Origin of the sequence: Nocardioides aromaticivorans, from assembly GCF_013408525.1 — a bacterium.
Lineage (GTDB): Bacteria > Actinomycetota > Actinomycetes > Propionibacteriales > Nocardioidaceae > Nocardioides > Nocardioides aromaticivorans.
The window spans coordinates 36059-52393 of the sequence record NZ_JACBZM010000001.1 but is presented as its reverse complement, the minus strand read 5'-3'; the positions used below and the strand labels follow the sequence as shown (position 1 = coordinate 52393).

The window sequence follows — 16335 nt, the reverse complement described above, 5'->3', positions numbered from 1 at the left end:
CTGGGGCACAGAGCCGCACCCCGGTCTCCTCACGGAGGCCGGGGTGCGGTGCGTTTCGGCGACTTGCCGGTTTGGCGCGTTGACTTGCCGGTTTGGCGCGTTGACTTGCCAGGTCTTGCGCCCGTTGCCGAGACAAGTGGCAACTCAAGCCGCTGAAGTGGCAAGTCAACCCAGCAAACCGGCAACTCGACCCACCGAGGTGGCGAGTCAACGCAAAGGCCCGGACTCCTCCGGAGCCCGGGCCTTCGGCCTGTGTGTACGACGGCCTGCCGGCCGCCGCGGTGTCAGCTGTCGTAGGTGAGATAGCTGCGCTGCGTGGCGATGTGGCCGGCGATGTGCTTCGCGTCGTGCCACACGCCCCAGATGAAGCTCGAGCCGCGGCGGGAGAGCCAGGGCAGGCCGAGGAAGTACACGCCGGGCTCCGAGGAGACGCCGCGCCGGTGGGCGGGCCTGCCGGTCTCGTCGAAGGCGTCGACCTGCAGCCAGCCGTAGTCGAGCGCGAAGCCGGTGGCCCACACGATCGAGGTGATGCCGGCCTCGGCGAGGTCCACGGCGAGCAGCGGGTCCAGCGCGGCCTCGGGGTCCGGGCCGAGGATGTGGGCCTGCGGCTCCTCGGGGAGGTCGAGGCCGTTGCGCTCGACGTAGGCGTCGGCGGCCTGGAGCAGCGCGAGGTAGTTGGCGTCGCCGGCGGTGATGTTGGCGGCGAGGTCGTCGCGGAAGGTGAGCACGCCGTCGTCGTACGCATCGGTCAGGCCGACGAGCTGGATGCCGATCCCGGCGAGGGCGCGGAAGTCGACGGTGTGGCCGCCGCGGGCGCCGCTGACCGCGATGGTCACGTGCTCGGCGCCGGCCGGCGGGGTCTCGAGGTCCCAGAGGTTGAGGACGCCGAGCCACCAGCAGAAGTCGCGGCCGCGGTAGCTGCGCGGCGGACGGTCGTGCGGGCCCACGGAGAGGTGGACCTGCCGGCCCGAGCGCTGCAGCTCGTCGGCGATCTGCACGCCGGAGGAGCCGGCGCCGACGACGAGGACGTTGCCCTCGGGCAGCTGCGCCGGGTTGCGGTAGTCGCTGGAGTGGATCTGGACGACGTCGGCGGACTCCGGGACGATCGGCGGGATCACGGGGCGCTGGAACGGCCCGGTGGCGGCGACGACGTACCGGGCGTCGATGACGCCGTCGGAGGTCTCCACGCGGAAGCCGGGGCGGCCCTCGTGCCGGGTGACGGAGGTGACCTCGACGCCGGTCCGGATCGGGGCGTTGATCTTCTCGGCGTAGGCCTCGAAGTAGCCGGCGACCTGGTCCTTGGTCGCGAACTCGTCGCCGGCGACGTCCTGGAACTCCATGCCGGGGAAGCGGTCGTGCCAGGCGGGACCGTTGGCGACGAGGGAGTCCCAGCGCATGGTGCGCCAGCGCTCGGCGATCCGGTCGCGCTCGAGCACGAGGTGCGGTACGCCGTTGTCACTCAGGTGCTCGCTCATCGCCACACCGGCCTGGCCGGCGCCGACGACGAGGACCTCGATCTGTTCGTTGGTCATGCCGAAATCCTGAGCCGCCGCCTTCCCTGTGTCCAACAGATGTTGTTGGCCTTGAGCATCGGCTGAACAGATGCAGCGCCGACGCCGGAGTTGCATCGAATCTGATGATGGAGGTCGTCGGAAACATCTGTTGGACACATGGCTCCGGGAGGAGTGGACTGGACCCCGTGGAGACCAACAAGAGCATCGTCGTCGGCGGACACACCCGCATCCGCCCGTTCAACACCAGCGTGACCTACCCGGAGCAGAACCTCGACAACGACCTGTGCCAGGCCGTCCGCGCGGGCAACACCGTCTACGTGCGCGGCCAGATCGGCCAGGACCTCGACACCAGCGAGTCCGTCGGCATCGGCGACGTCGAGGCGCAGACCGAGCAGGCGATGGCGAACATCAAGATGCTGCTCGAGGAGGCCGGCGCCGAGATGGAGCACCTGGTCAAGCTCACCATCTACATCGTCGACCCGCGCTACCGCGAGGTCGTCTACCGGACGATCGGTCGCTGGACGAAGGGCGTCCACCCGATCTCCACCGGCCTGGTGATCTCCGCCCTGGCCCGCCCGGAGTGGCTCGTCGAGGTCGACGCGATCGCCGTCATCCCCGAGGGGACCAAGTGACCTTCTCCGTCCTCGGCACCGACGGCAAGGGCGCCGTCGGCATCGCCGTGACCTCGTCCAGCCCGGCGGTCGCCGCGCGGTGCATCCACCTGCGTCCCGGGGTCGGGGGCGCCTCCTCGCAGAACATCACCGACCCGCGCCTGGGCACCGAGCTCCTCGACGCCCTCGCCAGCGGGCTCGACGCCCGGGCCGCCCTCGCGGCGGTCACCCAGGACCGCGAGCACATCGAGCACCGTCAGCTGACGGTGCTCGGCCTCGACGGAGCGGGCGCCGCGTTCAGCGGCAGCGGCTCGCTCGGGGTCCACCACCACGTCGTTGCGCCCGACGTGGTGGCGGCCGGCAACCTGCTGGCCGGTACGGCGGTCGTGGACGCCGTCGCCGCGGCGTTCACGACCGCGACCGGCGAGCTCGAGGAGCGGCTGCTGGCCGCGCTCGAGGCCGGACTGGCCGCGGGCGGCGAGGCGGGGCCGGTCCGCTCGGCCGGGCTGTCCGTCGTCCGCGACGTCGCGTGGCGCGTCACCGACCTGCGGGTCGACTGGAGCGACCGGCCCATCGAGGATCTGCGCGACCTCGTGAAGGTCTGGCTGCCGCAGCGTGACGACTACGTCACCCGCGGCATCGACCCCACCTCCGCGCCGTCGTACGGCGTGCCCGGGGACGAGTGACCCAGGTGACCACCACCTCGACCACCGCCTCGACCACCGCCTCGACCACCATGAGGCAGCGCGCCGCGACCACCGTCACCGGCGACGCGGAGCGGCTGATCCGCCTCTCCGAGCAGCTGCACGCGAACCCCGAGACCGGCTGGCAGGAGCACAACTCCTCACGCTGGGTCGCGGAGTCCCTCGAGGAGGCCGGGTTCACCGTCACCCCGGCCTACCTCGGGCTGGACACCGCCTTCCTGGCGACCTTCGGCAGCGGCCCCTTCCGCCTCGGTCTCTGCGCCGAGTACGACGCCCTGCCGGGCCTGGGCCACGCCTGCGGCCACAACCTGATCTCCGCCATCACGGTCGGCGCCGCCCGCGCGCTGGCCCCGCTGGCCGATGCCGCGGGGTTGACGATCGAGGTCTACGGCACCCCCGCCGAGGAGGGTGGCGGCGGCAAGATCGAGCTCCTCGAGCGCGGTGCCTTCGCCGGGCTCGACCTCGCGATGATGGCGCACCCCGCACCCGTCGACGTGGCGGAGGCCGAGCCCTTCGCCGTGTCGCACTCGCACGTCGAGTTCCGCGGCAAGGCGGCCCACGCGGCGGCCTACCCCGAGCAGGGCGTCAACGCCGCCGACGCGTTCACCATCGCCCAGGTCGCAATCGGCCTGCTCCGCCAGCAGCTGCCGCCGACCGTGCGGGTGCACGGCGTGATGACCAACGGGGGAGAGGCGCCCAACGCGATCCCCGCCCTGACCGAGGGCCGCTGGTACGTCCGTGCCGAGAGCCTCGCCCAGCTCGCCGAGACCGAGGAGAAGGTCTGGCGCTGCTTCGAGGCCGGTGCCCTCGCGACCGGCGCGACGCTCACGGTCGAGCCCGAGAGCAAGCCGTACGCCGAGTTCCGCACGTTCGCGCCCGCGCTGGCGTCGTACCGGCGCAACGCGGAGGAGCTGGGCCGCGTCTTCGACGACCACTCGCCCGCCCGCCGGATGAACCGCGCGTCGACCGACATGGGCAACGTGTCCCAGGTCGTGAACGCGATCCACCCCTACGTCGGCATCAACTCGGGGACCGCCCTCAACCACCAGCCCGAGTTCGCCGCGCACTGTGTCGGCGGGGACGCCGAGAAGGCGATCCTCGACGCCGCCACCGCGCTGGCCTGGACCGCGCTCGACGTCGCCGGGGAGGCGACCGCACGATGACCGCACTCGACGCTCCGCTGACCAACGCCGACGCTCCGCTGACTCGCACCGAGCAGGACTCGCTCGGCCCCTTCGAGGTGCCCGCGACCGCGTACTGGGGCGTGCACACCGCCCGCGCCGTGCGGAACTTCCCGATCAGCGGCACGCCCGTCGGAGCGCACCGCCAGCTCGTCGCCGCCCTCGGCGCGGTGAAGCTCGCCGCCGCCCGCGCCAACCACGAGCTCGGCCTCCTCGACGACCGTCGGTACGACGCCATCGCGGCCGCCGCGCAGGAGGTCCGCGATGGGGCGCTCGACGACCAGTTCGTCGTCGACGTCATCCAGGGCGGCGCCGGCACGTCGACCAACATGAACGCCAACGAGGTCGTCGCCAACCGGGCCCTGGAGATCCTCGGCCTGCCGTTCGGCAGCTACGACGAGGTCCACCCGCTCGACCACGTGAACCGCTGCCAGTCGACGAACGACGTCTACCCGACCGCCGTACGGCTCGCGCTCGTGGCCGCGATCGACGGGCTCGCGGTGGCGACCGAGGCGCTGGCCGACTCCTTCGCGCGCAAGGCGACCGAGTTCCGCGCCATCCCGAAGATCGGGCGCACGCAGCTGCAGGACGCGGTCCCGATGACGGTCGGCCAGGAGCTCGGCGCGTTCGCGACGACGCTGCGCGAGGAGCTCGCGCGGCTGGCCGACTCGCGCGCGCTGCTCTGCGAGATCAACCTCGGCGCGACGGCGATCGGCACCGGCATCACCGCCCACCCCGACTACCGGCGGCGCGCCGTGCAGCACCTCGCCGACATCACCGGCCTGCCCGTCGTGGGCGCCGGCGACCTCGTCGAGGCCACCAGCGACACCGGTGCCTTCGTCCAGGTCTCCAGCGTGCTGAAGCGGATCGTCGTCAAGGCGTCGAAGATCTGCAACGACCTGCGGCTGCTGGGCTCCGGCCCGCAGGCCGGTCTCGCCGAGCTGCAGCTCCCGGCCCGCCAGGCCGGGTCGAGCATCATGCCCGGCAAGGTCAACCCGGTCATCCCCGAGATGGTCAACCAGGTCGCGTTCTGGGTGATCGGCAACGACCTCACCGTCACGATGGCGGCCGAGGCCGGCCAGCTGCAGCTCAACGCGTTCGAGCCGGTCATGGGCCACGGCCTGCTCCAGGGCTTCACCTGGACCGCCGCCGCCTTCGACTCGCTGCGCGAGCTGTGCGTCGACGGCATCACGGTCGACCCGGCCAAGCTGGCCGCGTCGGCGGCCGCCAACGCCGGCCTCGCCACCGCACTCACCCCGCTGCTCGGCTACGCCCGCTCCGCGGAGATCGCCAAGGCCGCGCTCAGCGGCGCCGGCGCCGTCCGCGACCTCGCGCTCGCCACCGGCGGCCTCGACCCGGCCGTGCTCGACGCACTGCTGCGGCCCGAGGCGCTCGCGAACCTCGACGCGTCCGGCGCCGGCGAGAGCTGAGTTCCGGCAGGATGGCAGTCATGCCTCAGCCTGCATCCGCCTCCTTCCGCCTGCTGCGCGGCGCCATACGGCCGCGCTCGCGGCGTTGCGGACGCTCGATGGTGCAACCAGACCGCCATCGCGCCCGCGCCTTGCGACCACGACCGTCTGACGCCGCTCGCGACGACGGAAGGAGGCGGATGCATGGCTGACCCCGCCTTCACCCTCACGCAGCTGCGGTACTTCGCCGCCGCCGCGGAGCTGGGGAGCATGACCGCTGCCTCGAAGCAGCTCATGGTGTCGCAGTCCGCCGTCTCGACGGCGGTCGCACAGCTGGAGAAGGAGCTCGGCGTCCAGCTGCTGCTGCGCCACCACGCCCGCGGCCTGACCCTGACGGCCGCCGGTGAGGAGTTCCACCGCGAGCTGCGCAGCTATCTCGTGCACACGAGCGAGCTGGTGGAGGTCGCGCGCTCGGCGGGCCAGGCCCTCGTCGGCGAGCTCACGGTCGGCTGCTTCACCACCCTCGGGCCGTTCGAGCTGCCGCGGCTGCTCGCCGCCTGCGAGGCCGACCACCCCGGCATCCGCGTGTCCGTGGTCGAGGACGAGCACGCCGCGCTCAAGCACGCCCTGCGCTCGGGCCGCTGCGAGCTCGCGCTGATGTACGGCTACGACCTCGACGACGACATCGACCACGTCCGGGTCGGCGTCGCGGCGCCCTACGTCCTCGTCGGCAAGGACCACGCGCTGGCCCGTCGCAAGAAGGTCGCGCTCGCCGAGCTCGAGGGGGAGCCGATGGTCCTGCTCGACCTGCCGCACAGCGGCCAGTACCTCGAGCGGATCGTCGAATCCGCCGGCTTCCGGCCGGAGATCAGGCACCGCACCGCCGGCTTCGAGACCGTCCGCGCGATGGTCGCCAACGGCCAGGGCTGGTCGGTGCTCAACCAGCGCCCGGCGAGCCGCACGACGTACGACGGCGCGGAGGTCGTCATCCTGGAGATCACCGATCCCGTGGAGCCCCTGGAGATCGTGCTGTCGTCGATGAAGGGCGTGCGGCTCACCGCGCGCGCCCAGGCCTTCGTCCGCTCGGCGGGCCGGGCCCGCCGGGCCGGCGCCCGCTGACCCGGTCCCGCACCTAGGCGCGGTCGGCGTCGTACACCGCGACCCCGTCGACCCACGTCGACCGCACCCGCGCCGTCTCGAACGCCGACGGGTCCGTCAGGTCGCCGTCGACGACGACCAGGTCGGCGAGCGCTCCCGGCGCGATTCGCCCGGTCTCGGCGTCGAGGTGGTTGGCCCGCGCCGAGCCGCGCGTGTAGCCGCGCAGGGCGACGTCCGCGGCGAGCCGTTGCTCGGCGACGAGGGCCTCGGTCCGGGCGCGCTCGTTGCCGTGGGGGTCGCCGACGGGCGCGGTCCGATGGATCGCGGTGTGCAGCCCCCAGAGGGGATCGGGGCTGGTGACCGGCCAGTCGCTGCCCATCGCGATGTCGGCCTTCGCATCCGCCAGGGCGCCGAACGGGAAGTGGTGCGGCTCTCGCTCCGGCCCGAGCAACGGCAGCTTGGTCTCCTCGATCTCCAGGTCCCGCCGGGCCCACAGGGGCTGGAGGTTCGCCGTCACGCCCAGGTCCGCGAAGCGCGGGACGTCCTGCGGGTCCACCACGTCGAGGTGGGCGATCTGGTGGCGGAGGTCGTTGGGACCGTTGGCGGCGCGGGCCGCGGCGACCGCGTCGAGGCACTCACGCACGGCGCGGTCGCCGACCCCGTGGAAGTGCACCTGGAAGCCGAGGGCGTCGAGGCGGGTCGTGATCTCCGCGAGCTCGTCGGGCGGGATGAAGGACAGGCCGGTCCCACCCGTCGGTGCGCCGGCGTGGTCGAGATAGGGGGCCAGCATCGCGCCGGTGCAGTTCTCGCAGATGCCGTCCTGCATGATCTTGACCGTCCCCGCGTGGAAGCGGCCGCCGGCGGTCAGGCGGCGTCGCTCGACCAGCTCGGGCACCTGCTCCGTGCCCCGGTCCAGCTCCCACCAGAGGGCACCACGGACGCGGGCGGTCAGCAGGCCCTCGGCCTCCAGCGCCCGGTAGGTCTCGAAGGGGTCGGGCATGCCGAGGTAGTCCCCGACGATGGCGTCCTGCCAGGCGGTGATGCCGAGCGAGTGCAGGTAGGCCTGGGCGGTCAGCATCGCCTGGCGAAGCTCGGCGGGCGAGGTGCGGGGCAGCAGGGCCGACACCATCGCCGCGGCGTCCTCGACCAGCACGCCGGTGGGCTCGCCGTCGGCATCGCGCTCGATCACGCCGTTGGGCGGGTCCACCGTGTCCCGGTCGATGCCCGCGGCACGCAGCGCGGCGGAGTTGACCCAGGCGGTGTGCCCGTCGTGGCCGTTGAGGTACGCCGGCCGGTCGGCGACCACGCGGTCGAGGTCGCGTCGGTGCGGGCGGTTGCCCGGGAAGGCGTCGCGGTACCAGCCGCCCCCGACGACCCACGCTGCCGTCGGGTGGGCGTCGGCCCACGCCCGGACGGCGGCGAGGTAGTCGGGCAGGGCGTGCACCGCGGTCAGGTCGCAGCGCTCCAGCGACATGCCGCCCTCGAGCGGGTGGACGTGGGCGTCCTGGAAGCCGGGGAGCAGGGTGCCGCCGGCGAGGTCGACCACGGTGGCGCCGGCGCCTGCCGCGGCGGTCGCCTCAGCGGCCGTCCCCACGGCGACGATCCTGCCGTCGCGGACCGCGACCGCCTCGGCGCAGGGGGTGGCGTCCATGGTGAGCACGCGCCCACCGACGAAGACGGTCGCGGACGACGCGGCGCTCATCGGGCGGCTCCGGACCGTACGGCGCTCGCGGTGGCGGCCCCGGCCGCACGTCGGGCGAACGGGTAGTAGAGGCCGCCGGCGACGACGAGCCCGACCACCCAGGCGATGTCGGTGTAGCCGAGCCCCTCGGCGAACGGACCCGTGTACATCGTGGTGACCATGAACGGCAGCTGCGCCAGGATCGCGATGACATAGACCCCCAGCGCGGGCAGGTTCCACCGTCCGTACCGGCCACCGTCGGCCCGGTAGAAGTCGTCGACCTCGTAGCTGCCGTGGTGCACGAGGTAGTAGTCGACGAGGTTGATCGCCGACCAGGGGATCAGCACGTAGAGCAGCACCGAGACGAAGTTGTAGTAGTTGGCCAGGAAGTCGGCGGAGGCGCCGATCGCGATGGCGGCACCGACGACGTGCAGCACGACGGTGGTGACCATCCGGGCGCGCACGCCGGGGATCCAGCCGGGGCGGGTGTTCTCGGCCAGCGTCAGCGCGCACAGCATGCTGCAGTAGGCGTTGACGGAGTTGCCGGTGATCGCGGCGACGGCGAAGGCGACCAGGACGACCTTCCCGAACCCTCCGAACAGGTCGACGAAGGCGACCATCACGTTGTCGCCGCCGGCGGACAGGCCCAGGATCGCGCCGGTGGTGAACAGCAGCGCGGTGCTGCTCACGCAGCCCAGGTAGGTGCCCCAGAACGCGCCCTTGCCGCCGGACTCCGCGGGCATGTAGCGCGAGTAGTCGGAGACGTACGGCGCGTAGGCGAGCTGCCAGACCGCCCCGACGGCCGTCATCGAGAAGAAGCCCGCGGTGCTGAACCCGCCCGCACCCCAGGTGATCGTGTCGGGGTGCCGGGCGACCAGCACCAGGAGGCACAGCACCAGCGGGACGCCGACGATGTAGGCGCTGATGCCGGTGACGAAGCGGACCAGCCGGTAGCCGCACAGGGCCGTCACGAGGCTGGCGAAGGTGGCCACCCAGGTGACGAGGGTCGGGTCGGTCCCGTCGTCGACGGCGACCAGCGCGTCGCCCGCCACGACGAGGTTGGAGGCGAAGAAGCCGACGAACATCACCATCGCGACGACGACGATCAGCGCCGATCCGCGCACCCCGAACTGGCCGCGGGCCTGGATCATCTGGGGTACGCCCATGGTCGGGCCCTGCGCGGCGTGCAGCGCCATCCCGATGCCGCCGATCACGTTGCCGACCACGATGGCGACCAGCGCCCACCACAGGGACAGCCCGAACAGGGTGGTGGCCAGCGCACCCGTCACCACGGTCAGGGGAGTCATGTTCATCCCGAACCAGATGGCGGCGAGCTCGCGCGGGCGGCCGTGGCGCTCCGAGGCGGGAATGGGTGCGATGGTCTGCTGCTCGATCTCGAAGAGCTTCGGGCTGACCACGTCGACTGAGTCCATCGGATGTGTCCTGTCCTCGCTGAGGGAAGCAGCCAAGAGCCATTCTTTGCTGCGCAAAGCAAACAATGGTGGCGCAGGTCACCCTCCGCAAGGGATCCATGCATCGCGGTTGCCGATGCCCTGCATCGGTTCAGGACAAGGCCGGTACGACGACGGGCCGGCCGCTCCGGGGAGCGACCGGCCCGTCGTTCGGGACCGTGGGTGGTCAGGCCGGCGTGGCCACCGGGTGCAGCTCGCTGGGGGCGAGCCTGCGCCCGCGTGCCAGCAGGTAGTAGACCGGCGCGGTGGCGACCAGGCCGATGATCCAGCTCAGGTCGGCGCCGTCCAGCCGGTCGGCGATCGGGCCGGTGTAGAGCGGCGTGGCCATGAACGGGATCTGGACCAGGATGCCGATGACGTAGGCGAGGATCGCCTGGCCGTTGAAGCGGCCGTAGATCCCGCCGTCCGCCGCGAAGATCGAGTCCATGTCGTAGTTGCCGCGGTGGATCAGGTAGAAGTCGATCAGGTTGATCGCGGTCCACGGCACCAGCACGACGAGCAGGGCGAGCACGATGTCGACGAAGTGCCCGATGAAGTCGCCGGAGACGCCGATGGCGAAGTAGGTCGACGCGGCCATCACGACCAGCGACAGCACCAGGCGGGTGCGCGCCGTCGGGATCCAGCGGGCGACGAAGGTCTGCACGCAGGTGATGATCGAGAGCACCGTGCCGTAGAGGTTGAGCGCGTTGTGGCTGATCACGGACAGCAGGAAGAGCACGAGCAGCGGGGTGCCGAAGGCGCCGGTGGTGTCGCGCACGCCGGTCATGACCTCGACGCCGGGCTTCATGGCCAGGGCGACGATCGCGCCGAACGCGAAGGGCAGGATGGAGCCGAGGGTGCAGCCCAGGTAGGTGGCGTTGAAGGTCGCCCGCACGCCGACGTCGGCGGGCAGGTAGCGCGAGTAGTCGGAGACGTACGGCGCGAAGGCGATCTGCCAGAGCGCACCGAGCGAGACGGTCGCGAGGAAGCCGGCCGTGCTGTAGCCGCCCTGCGTCCAGAAGCCCGCGGGCACGCCGGCGACGAAGATCGCGGCCGTGCCGAGCACGATGCCGATGCCGAGGACCCAGGTGGCGACCTTGTTGAGCGCGTGGATGACCTTGTAGCCGATCACGGCGATCAGGCCGGAGCCGAGCGCGCCGAGGACGATGCCGGCCTCGACCGGGATCGGGTCGGCGATCCCGTGCAGCGACTGGCCGGCGAGCACGATGTTGGACGCGAAGAACGCGAGGTACATGACCGCGGCGATCACGACGACGATCAGGGCGCCGTACGAGCCGAACTGGCCGCGGCTCTGGATCATCTGCGGGATGCCCATCTGCGGCCCCTGGGCCGAGTGCAGGGCCATGAAGACGCCGCCGACGAGGTGGCCGACCACGATGGCGACGAGGCACCAGAAGAGGTCGAGCCCGAAGACGGTGACACCGGCGGCGCCGGTGACGACGGGCAGGGGAGCGATATTCGTCCCGAACCACAGGGTGAAGAGGTCGCGCACCTTGCCGTGGCGGTCCTCCGGTGGGACGTAGCCGATGGTGTGCTTCTCGACGACGGACTGGTCAGACATGGTTCATTCTCCAAAGGTTGTGAGGCGCACCACCATGGTCGTGACGGTCCCAGTCCTCTGGCAAACGAATCCTTTTGGCGCTAGTCATCTGTTGTGCAGATGACTGCCCGGTGCGCTACGCCAGGCGCGGCAGCACCTGCTCGCCGTAGAAGGCGATCATCTCCCGCCAGTGCGGTCCGATGTTGCTCACGTAGAGCTCGTCGAAGCCCGCGTCGGCGTACTCCTGCACGGCCTGCACGTGCTCCTCGACGTCGCGCCCGGCGACGACGCCCTGAGCGGTGCTCTCCTTCGTCACCAGCTGCGAGGCCTGCTCGAAGTGACGGGGCGAGGGCAGCACCTGCGCCAGCTCGCCCGGGAGGCCGGCGTTGGCCCACAGGCGGTGCGCGTGCTCGACGCCCTCCTCCGCGGTCGGCGCCCACGCGACCTTGAGGCCGGCGGCCGCCGGCTTCCCGCCGGAGAGGTCGCCGAACAGGCTGCGCAGCTCGCGGTCGGGGCTGGTGCTCACGAAGCCGTCGGCGATGTCGGCGGCGACCCGCGTCGCCTTCTCCCCGAAGGCCGACATCCAGATCGGGAGGGGCTCCTCGGGCACGGTCCAGAGCTGGGCGTCGTCGACGGTGAAGTAGGTCCCGCGGTGGTCGACCGTCTTCCCGGTGCACAGCTCCCGGATCAGGGCGACGGCCTCGCGCAGCATCTCGATGCGGACGTCGAAGGACGGCCAGACCTCACCGGTGAGGTGCTCGTTGAGCGCCTCGCCCGTGCCCACGCCGAGGCGGAAGCCCGGGTTCATGACGGCACAGGTCGCCGCAGCGTGGGCGACGACGAGCGGACCGGTGCGGCCGATGGGACAGGTCACGGCGGTCATCACCGGCAGGCTCGTGGCCTGCGCGACGGCACCGATCACCGGCCACACCATCGGGCTCTGCCCCTGCTCGGAGTTCCACGGGTTGATGTGGTCGCTGATCCACAGGCCGGCGAAGCCGGCCTCCTCGGCGGCGACCGCCTGTCCGACGAGCTGGTCGGGGGTGTGCTCCTCGCACGAGAGGAAGTAGCCGATCTTCATGGGAAGCCCTTCGTGGGGGGTCGGGTGCGTCCTCCCGGGCGCTACCCGGACCACAGCACGGCATCCGCGCCTGCCAGTAGGGTCGCGCCATGAGCACTGACTGGCGCAGCGACCTGGTCGAGCGGGTCCGCTCCCTCATCGAGACGGCGGAGCCCGCCGTCGTCGAGGAGGCCAAGTGGAGGAAGGCCTCCAACCCCGACGGCGTCCCCACCTTCTCGGCCGACGGGCTGATCTGCACGGTCGAGACCTACAAGGACAAGGTGAAGCTGACCTTCGCCAAGGGCGCCTCCCTCGCCGACCCCGCCGGCCTGTTCAACGCCAGCCTCGACGCGGGCACCCGCCGCGCCATCGACGTCTTCGAGGGCGAGGAGCTCGACGGCGACGCGCTGGTCGCACTCGTCCGCGAGGCCGTCGCGCTCAACCGCTCCTGACATGTCCATGCACTACGTCGGGATCGACCTCGCCTGGGGAGAGCGCAGGCCCACCGGCCTCGCGGTCCTCGACGCGGACGGGGTGCTGCTGGCGGTGTCCGCGGTGCGGACCGACGAGGAGATCGAGGCCGCCCTGGCGTCGTACGTCGAGGGGGAGTGCCTGGTCGCGATCGACGCGCCGCTGATCGTGCGCAACGCCACCGGCAACCGGCCCGCGGAGAAGCAGCTCAACAAGGACTTCGCGCGCTTCGACGCCGGCGCGCACCCCTCCAACACCGGCAAGCCCGAGTTCAGCGAGCAGCCGCGCGCCGCGCGCGTGGCTGCCCGGCTCGGCCTCGACATCAACCCGTGGTCGCGGAGGCCGCGGAGGGGGATCGAGGTCTACCCGCACCCGGCGACGGTCGCGCTGTTCCGGCTCGGGCGCACGCTGAAGTACAAGGACAAGCCGGGGCGCGACCTCGAGCACCTGCGGGCCGAGCTGCTGGTGCTGATGCGCCTGGTGGAGGGCCTCGCCAGCGCCGAGCCGTCGCTGCGGGTGGAGGGCCCGGCCTGGCGTGCGTTGCACGCTGCGGTGGTCGCGGCGGCGCGCAAGAGCGAGCTGCGCGTCGTGGAGGACCAGGTCGACGCCGTGGTGTGCGCCTACATCGCCCGCTTCGCCGACCTGCGGCGGGAGGACACGGTCGTCTACGGCGACCTCGACTCCGGCTACATCGTGACCCCGGCACTGCCCGACGACCTGGTCCCGACGCCGCGGCAGAAGCAGGTGGCGCTCGCGGCGGCCACCCCGGCGGTCGTCGCGGCGCCGGACATCGGCGCCGCCGTTCGTGAGTACGCCGAGGGCTGGCCCGCCGTCCGCGACGCGACGGACCGCTTCGTCGCCCTGGTCACCTCGGTGCTCGACGAGGCCGGCATCAACTACCTGACCGTCACCGGACGGGCCAAGTCGGTCACGTCGTTCGCCGCGAAGGCGGCCCGGACGGCCGGCGGACACCCCGTCTACGCCGATCCGCTGCGCGAGGTCACCGACCAGGTCGGCGTCCGCGTCATCACCTACGTCCACAGCGACGTGCAGGCCGTCGCCGACCTGCTCGCCGACCAGGTCACCCTCCTCGACGACCGCGACATGGGGCGGGAGACGGCGAGCGAGGGCCGGTTCGGCTACGCCAGCCGCCACCTCCTGGTGAAGGTGGACGACATGGCCGCCACGAACGGGGTCGCGCAGGTGCAGATCCGCACCGTGCTGCAGCACGCGTGGGCGGAGTTCGAGCACGACATCCGCTACAAGGGGACCATCCCCGACGAGCACGTCCCCGACTTCGACCGTCGGTTCACCCTGGCCGCGGGGCTGCTCGAGCTCGCCGACCGCGAGTTCTCCATCATCCGCGAGCGGATCCAGCCCGGCTTCGCCGACGAAGGCGAGCCGGTGGGCGGTCCGGACGACGACCCGCGGATCCCGCCGCGCGAGCTCGCGGCCTTCCTGGCCGGCCAGTACGCCGACGCCGGCTGGTCGCGCACCGACCACTACGTCTGGATGGCCACCATCGTCCTGGAGCTCGGCATCACCTCGCTGTCGGCGCTCGGCGAGGTGCTGCGCCAGGTCGACGCCGACCTGCTGCGGGAGCGGATGGGCTACCGCTACCCGCCCGGCGCCGTACGACGGCTCGACGACGCGCTGCTGTGGACCTACGGCGAGGAGTACGTCGAGCTCCGCGCCAACGCCGACCGGGTCGGCGCCCTGCGGTCCCGGCTCGCGAGGATGCGCGGGGGACTTCCGACGTAACGGGCTGCTCCGCCGTCTCCGGACGCGAGGTCGGGGTACCGGTGCGGGTCAGTGACCACGACACCGAGGAGGACCACGATGGGCAGCTCCCTGACGACCGGCGCGGACGGCGTCACCGACACCGAGGCCGGAGCGCCGCAGGAGCACAAGCGGATCGCCTTCCTGGTGGCCGCCGAGGGGATCGAGCGGGTGGAGCTCGACGATCCCTGGAAGGCAGTCGTCGATGCCGGCCACGACGCAGTGCTGGTCAGCCCCGAGGGCGGCCAGGTGCAGACCTTCGACCACCTCGACAAGGCGGCGACGCGCGACGTCGACGTGACGGTCGCCGATGCCGACGCCGACGAGTTCGACGCGCTCGTGCTCCCCGGCGGTGTCGCCAACCCGGACGCCCTGCGCACGGACGCCGGCGCGGTGGCGCTCGTGAAGACGTTCATGGAGTCCGGCAAGACGGTCGCCGCGATCTGCCACGCCCCGTGGACGCTCATCGAGGCGGACGTCGTCCGGGACCGGCGGCTGACCTCCTGGCCCAGCCTGCAGACCGACCTGCGCAATGCGGGGGCGGACTGGGTGGACGAGCGGGTCGTCACCGACGGCAACCTGATCACGAGCCGCAAGCCGGACGACCTGCCCGCCTTCGTCGCGGCGCTCGTCGAGGCCGTCGAGCACGGCGTCGACTCGGCACGGTCCGCCGACGTGTGAGCCGGAGGCGCACGTGGACGTGACGACCGTCGAGGACGCCGAGCGGCCGGCGGACCGACCCACGCTGTCGTGGGAGCGGGTCCGCAAGGCGGCGGACAAGCTGACCACGCCGCTCCTCCCCGACGACTACCTGACCCTCCTCAACCCGCTGTGGAGCTCGCGTGAGCTCCGCGGCCGGGTGGAGGAGGTCATCCGCGAGACGGACGACGCCGCGACGCTCGTCATCCGGCCCGGCTGGGGATGGCGCTACCTGCACCGGCCGGGCCAGTTCGTCGGGATCGGCGTCCAGGTGCAGGGCAAGTACCACTGGCGCTCCTACTCGGTGAGCTCCCCGCCGGTCCGGGCCGGGCGCACGCTGGCCATCACGGTGCGGGCGATGCCGGAGGGCTTCCTGTCCGACCACCTGGTCAACGGGCTCGAGCCGGGCACGATCGTCCGGCTGGCGACGCCGAGCGGCGACTTCGTGCTGCCGGACCCGCCTCCCGCGCGGTCGCTGTTCCTCGTCGGGGGCAGCGGGATCACCCCGGTGATGTCGATGCTGCGGACGCTGGACCGGCGCGGCACGATGTCCGACGTCGTCCTCCACTACTCGTCGACGACCCCCGAGCGGATGATCTTCCGCGACGAGCTGCTGGCCCTGCACGACAAGCATCCGTCGTTCGTGCTGCACGAGCGGCACACCGACGCCGAGGGCGTGCTCGAGCTCGCCTCCCTGGACGACGTGGTCCCCGACTGGCGCGACCGCGAGACCTGGGCCTGCGGCCCCGCGCCCATGCTCGACGCCATCGAGGAGCACTGGGAGCGGGCCGGGCTGACGGACCGGCTCCACCTCGAGCGCTTCTCGTTGGCGCTGTCCGGCGACGGGGGAGAGGGCGGCACGATCACCTTCCAGAACTCCGGCCGGCAGGCGGAGGCCGACGGTGCGACCACCGTCCTCGAAGCCGGCGAGTCCGCCGGCGTCGGCATGCCCTACGGCTGCCGCGTCGGGATCTGCCACACCTGCACCGTCACCAAGATCTCCGGCACGGTCCGCGACCTGCGCAACGGCAACGACTTCGACCAGCCCAACGAGCAGGTCCAGACGTGCGTCACCGTGCCGGTCGGCGCGTGCGTGCTCGACATCTGACCCCCACC

The 16335-nt window shown here is 72.0% G+C and carries 14 protein-coding genes; 9 read left to right on the top strand and 5 right to left on the bottom strand.

Annotated features, from left to right (window positions below):
- Positions 1 to 284: 284 nt before the first annotated feature.
- Positions 285 to 1532 (bottom strand): flavin-containing monooxygenase, encoded by a 1248-nt coding sequence (locus BJ993_RS00250; RefSeq protein WP_036544728.1) that lies wholly within the window; start codon positions 1530 to 1532, stop codon positions 285 to 287.
- A 167-nt stretch (positions 1533 to 1699) separates the two neighbouring features.
- On the opposite strand from BJ993_RS00250, the gene BJ993_RS00245 reads away from it, so the two are divergent.
- From BJ993_RS00245 to BJ993_RS00225, 5 genes are all read left to right on the top strand, one after another.
- Entirely contained in the window at positions 1700 to 2146 is a 447-nt protein-coding gene (locus BJ993_RS00245) for a RidA family protein (RefSeq protein ID WP_179647304.1), read from the top strand.
- Positions 2143 to 2811: a DUF1028 domain-containing protein gene (locus BJ993_RS00240; RefSeq protein ID WP_036544730.1), complete on the top strand. Its 669-nt coding sequence runs from the start codon at positions 2143 to 2145 to the stop codon at positions 2809 to 2811. The genes BJ993_RS00245 and BJ993_RS00240 overlap by 4 nt, the downstream gene beginning before the upstream one ends.
- A 5-nt stretch (positions 2812 to 2816) precedes the next feature.
- A complete protein-coding gene (locus BJ993_RS00235) occupies positions 2817 to 3992 on the top strand; it encodes a M20 family metallopeptidase (protein WP_308645430.1) in 1176 nt (391 codons plus the stop codon).
- Complete coding sequence (locus BJ993_RS00230; RefSeq protein ID WP_179647303.1) at positions 3989 to 5440, top strand: aspartate ammonia-lyase; 1452 nt, start codon at positions 3989 to 3991, stop codon at positions 5438 to 5440. The genes BJ993_RS00235 and BJ993_RS00230 overlap by 4 nt, the downstream gene beginning before the upstream one ends.
- A 183-nt stretch (positions 5441 to 5623) precedes the next feature.
- A complete protein-coding gene (locus tag BJ993_RS00225) occupies positions 5624 to 6538 on the top strand; it encodes a LysR family transcriptional regulator (RefSeq protein WP_036544732.1) in 915 nt (304 codons plus the stop codon).
- Between the two features lie 13 nt (positions 6539 to 6551).
- On the opposite strand, the gene BJ993_RS00220 is transcribed toward BJ993_RS00225, so the two are convergent.
- The 4 genes from BJ993_RS00220 to BJ993_RS00205 all read right to left on the bottom strand — a co-directional run bounded on the left by BJ993_RS00220 (position 6552) and on the right by BJ993_RS00205 (position 12291).
- Positions 6552 to 8219 carry an amidohydrolase gene (locus BJ993_RS00220; protein WP_179647302.1) on the bottom strand — a complete coding sequence of 556 codons (1668 nt, stop codon included), beginning with the start codon at positions 8217 to 8219 and terminating at the stop codon, positions 6552 to 6554.
- Positions 8216 to 9631, bottom strand: coding sequence for a purine-cytosine permease family protein (locus tag BJ993_RS00215; protein WP_179647301.1), 1416 nt, complete (start codon positions 9629 to 9631; stop codon positions 8216 to 8218). Before BJ993_RS00215 ends, BJ993_RS00220 begins: the two co-directional genes overlap by 4 nt.
- Before the next feature lie 205 nt (positions 9632 to 9836).
- Positions 9837 to 11231 (bottom strand): purine-cytosine permease family protein, encoded by a 1395-nt coding sequence (locus BJ993_RS00210; protein WP_036544739.1) that lies wholly within the window; start codon positions 11229 to 11231, stop codon positions 9837 to 9839.
- A gap of 115 nt (positions 11232 to 11346) precedes the next feature.
- Positions 11347 to 12291 (bottom strand): TIGR03557 family F420-dependent LLM class oxidoreductase, encoded by a 945-nt coding sequence (locus BJ993_RS00205; RefSeq protein WP_179647300.1) that lies wholly within the window; start codon positions 12289 to 12291, stop codon positions 11347 to 11349.
- Positions 12292 to 12380: 89 nt separating this feature from the next.
- Here BJ993_RS00205 and BJ993_RS00200 point away from each other — a divergent pair, with 89 nt between their 5' ends.
- The 4 genes from BJ993_RS00200 to BJ993_RS00185 all read left to right on the top strand — a co-directional run bounded on the left by BJ993_RS00200 (position 12381) and on the right by BJ993_RS00185 (position 16327).
- A complete protein-coding gene (locus BJ993_RS00200) occupies positions 12381 to 12722 on the top strand; it encodes a DUF1801 domain-containing protein (protein ID WP_179647299.1) in 342 nt (113 codons plus the stop codon).
- 1 nt (position 12723) lies between these two features.
- On the top strand, positions 12724 to 14502 hold the full coding sequence (locus BJ993_RS00195; RefSeq protein WP_306457077.1) for a DUF429 domain-containing protein: 1779 nt from the start codon (positions 12724 to 12726) through the stop codon (positions 14500 to 14502).
- A gap of 78 nt (positions 14503 to 14580) precedes the next feature.
- Positions 14581 to 15201 carry a type 1 glutamine amidotransferase domain-containing protein gene (locus tag BJ993_RS00190; protein WP_179647298.1) on the top strand — a complete coding sequence of 207 codons (621 nt, stop codon included), beginning with the start codon at positions 14581 to 14583 and terminating at the stop codon, positions 15199 to 15201.
- Positions 15202 to 15214: 13 nt separating this feature from the next.
- On the top strand, positions 15215 to 16327 hold the full coding sequence (locus BJ993_RS00185) for a ferredoxin reductase (RefSeq protein ID WP_242530248.1): 1113 nt from the start codon (positions 15215 to 15217) through the stop codon (positions 16325 to 16327).
- The last annotated feature ends 8 nt before the right edge of the window (positions 16328 to 16335 follow it).

Coding starts and splice junctions, on each gene's coding strand:
- BJ993_RS00250 (WP_036544728.1), bottom strand. CDS start 1,532: ATGACCAACGAACAGATCGAGGTCCTCGTCGTCGGCGCCGGCCAGGCC.
- BJ993_RS00230 (WP_179647303.1), top strand. CDS start 3,989: ATGACCGCACTCGACGCTCCGCTGACCAACGCCGACGCTCCGCTGACT.
- BJ993_RS00225 (WP_036544732.1), top strand. CDS start 5,624: ATGGCTGACCCCGCCTTCACCCTCACGCAGCTGCGGTACTTCGCCGCC.
- BJ993_RS00220 (WP_179647302.1), bottom strand. CDS start 8,219: ATGAGCGCCGCGTCGTCCGCGACCGTCTTCGTCGGTGGGCGCGTGCTC.
- BJ993_RS00215 (WP_179647301.1), bottom strand. CDS start 9,631: ATGGACTCAGTCGACGTGGTCAGCCCGAAGCTCTTCGAGATCGAGCAG.
- BJ993_RS00210 (WP_036544739.1), bottom strand. CDS start 11,231: ATGTCTGACCAGTCCGTCGTCGAGAAGCACACCATCGGCTACGTCCCA.
- BJ993_RS00205 (WP_179647300.1), bottom strand. CDS start 12,291: ATGAAGATCGGCTACTTCCTCTCGTGCGAGGAGCACACCCCCGACCAG.
- BJ993_RS00200 (WP_179647299.1), top strand. CDS start 12,381: ATGAGCACTGACTGGCGCAGCGACCTGGTCGAGCGGGTCCGCTCCCTC.
- BJ993_RS00195 (WP_306457077.1), top strand. CDS start 12,724: ATGTCCATGCACTACGTCGGGATCGACCTCGCCTGGGGAGAGCGCAGG.
- BJ993_RS00190 (WP_179647298.1), top strand. CDS start 14,581: ATGGGCAGCTCCCTGACGACCGGCGCGGACGGCGTCACCGACACCGAG.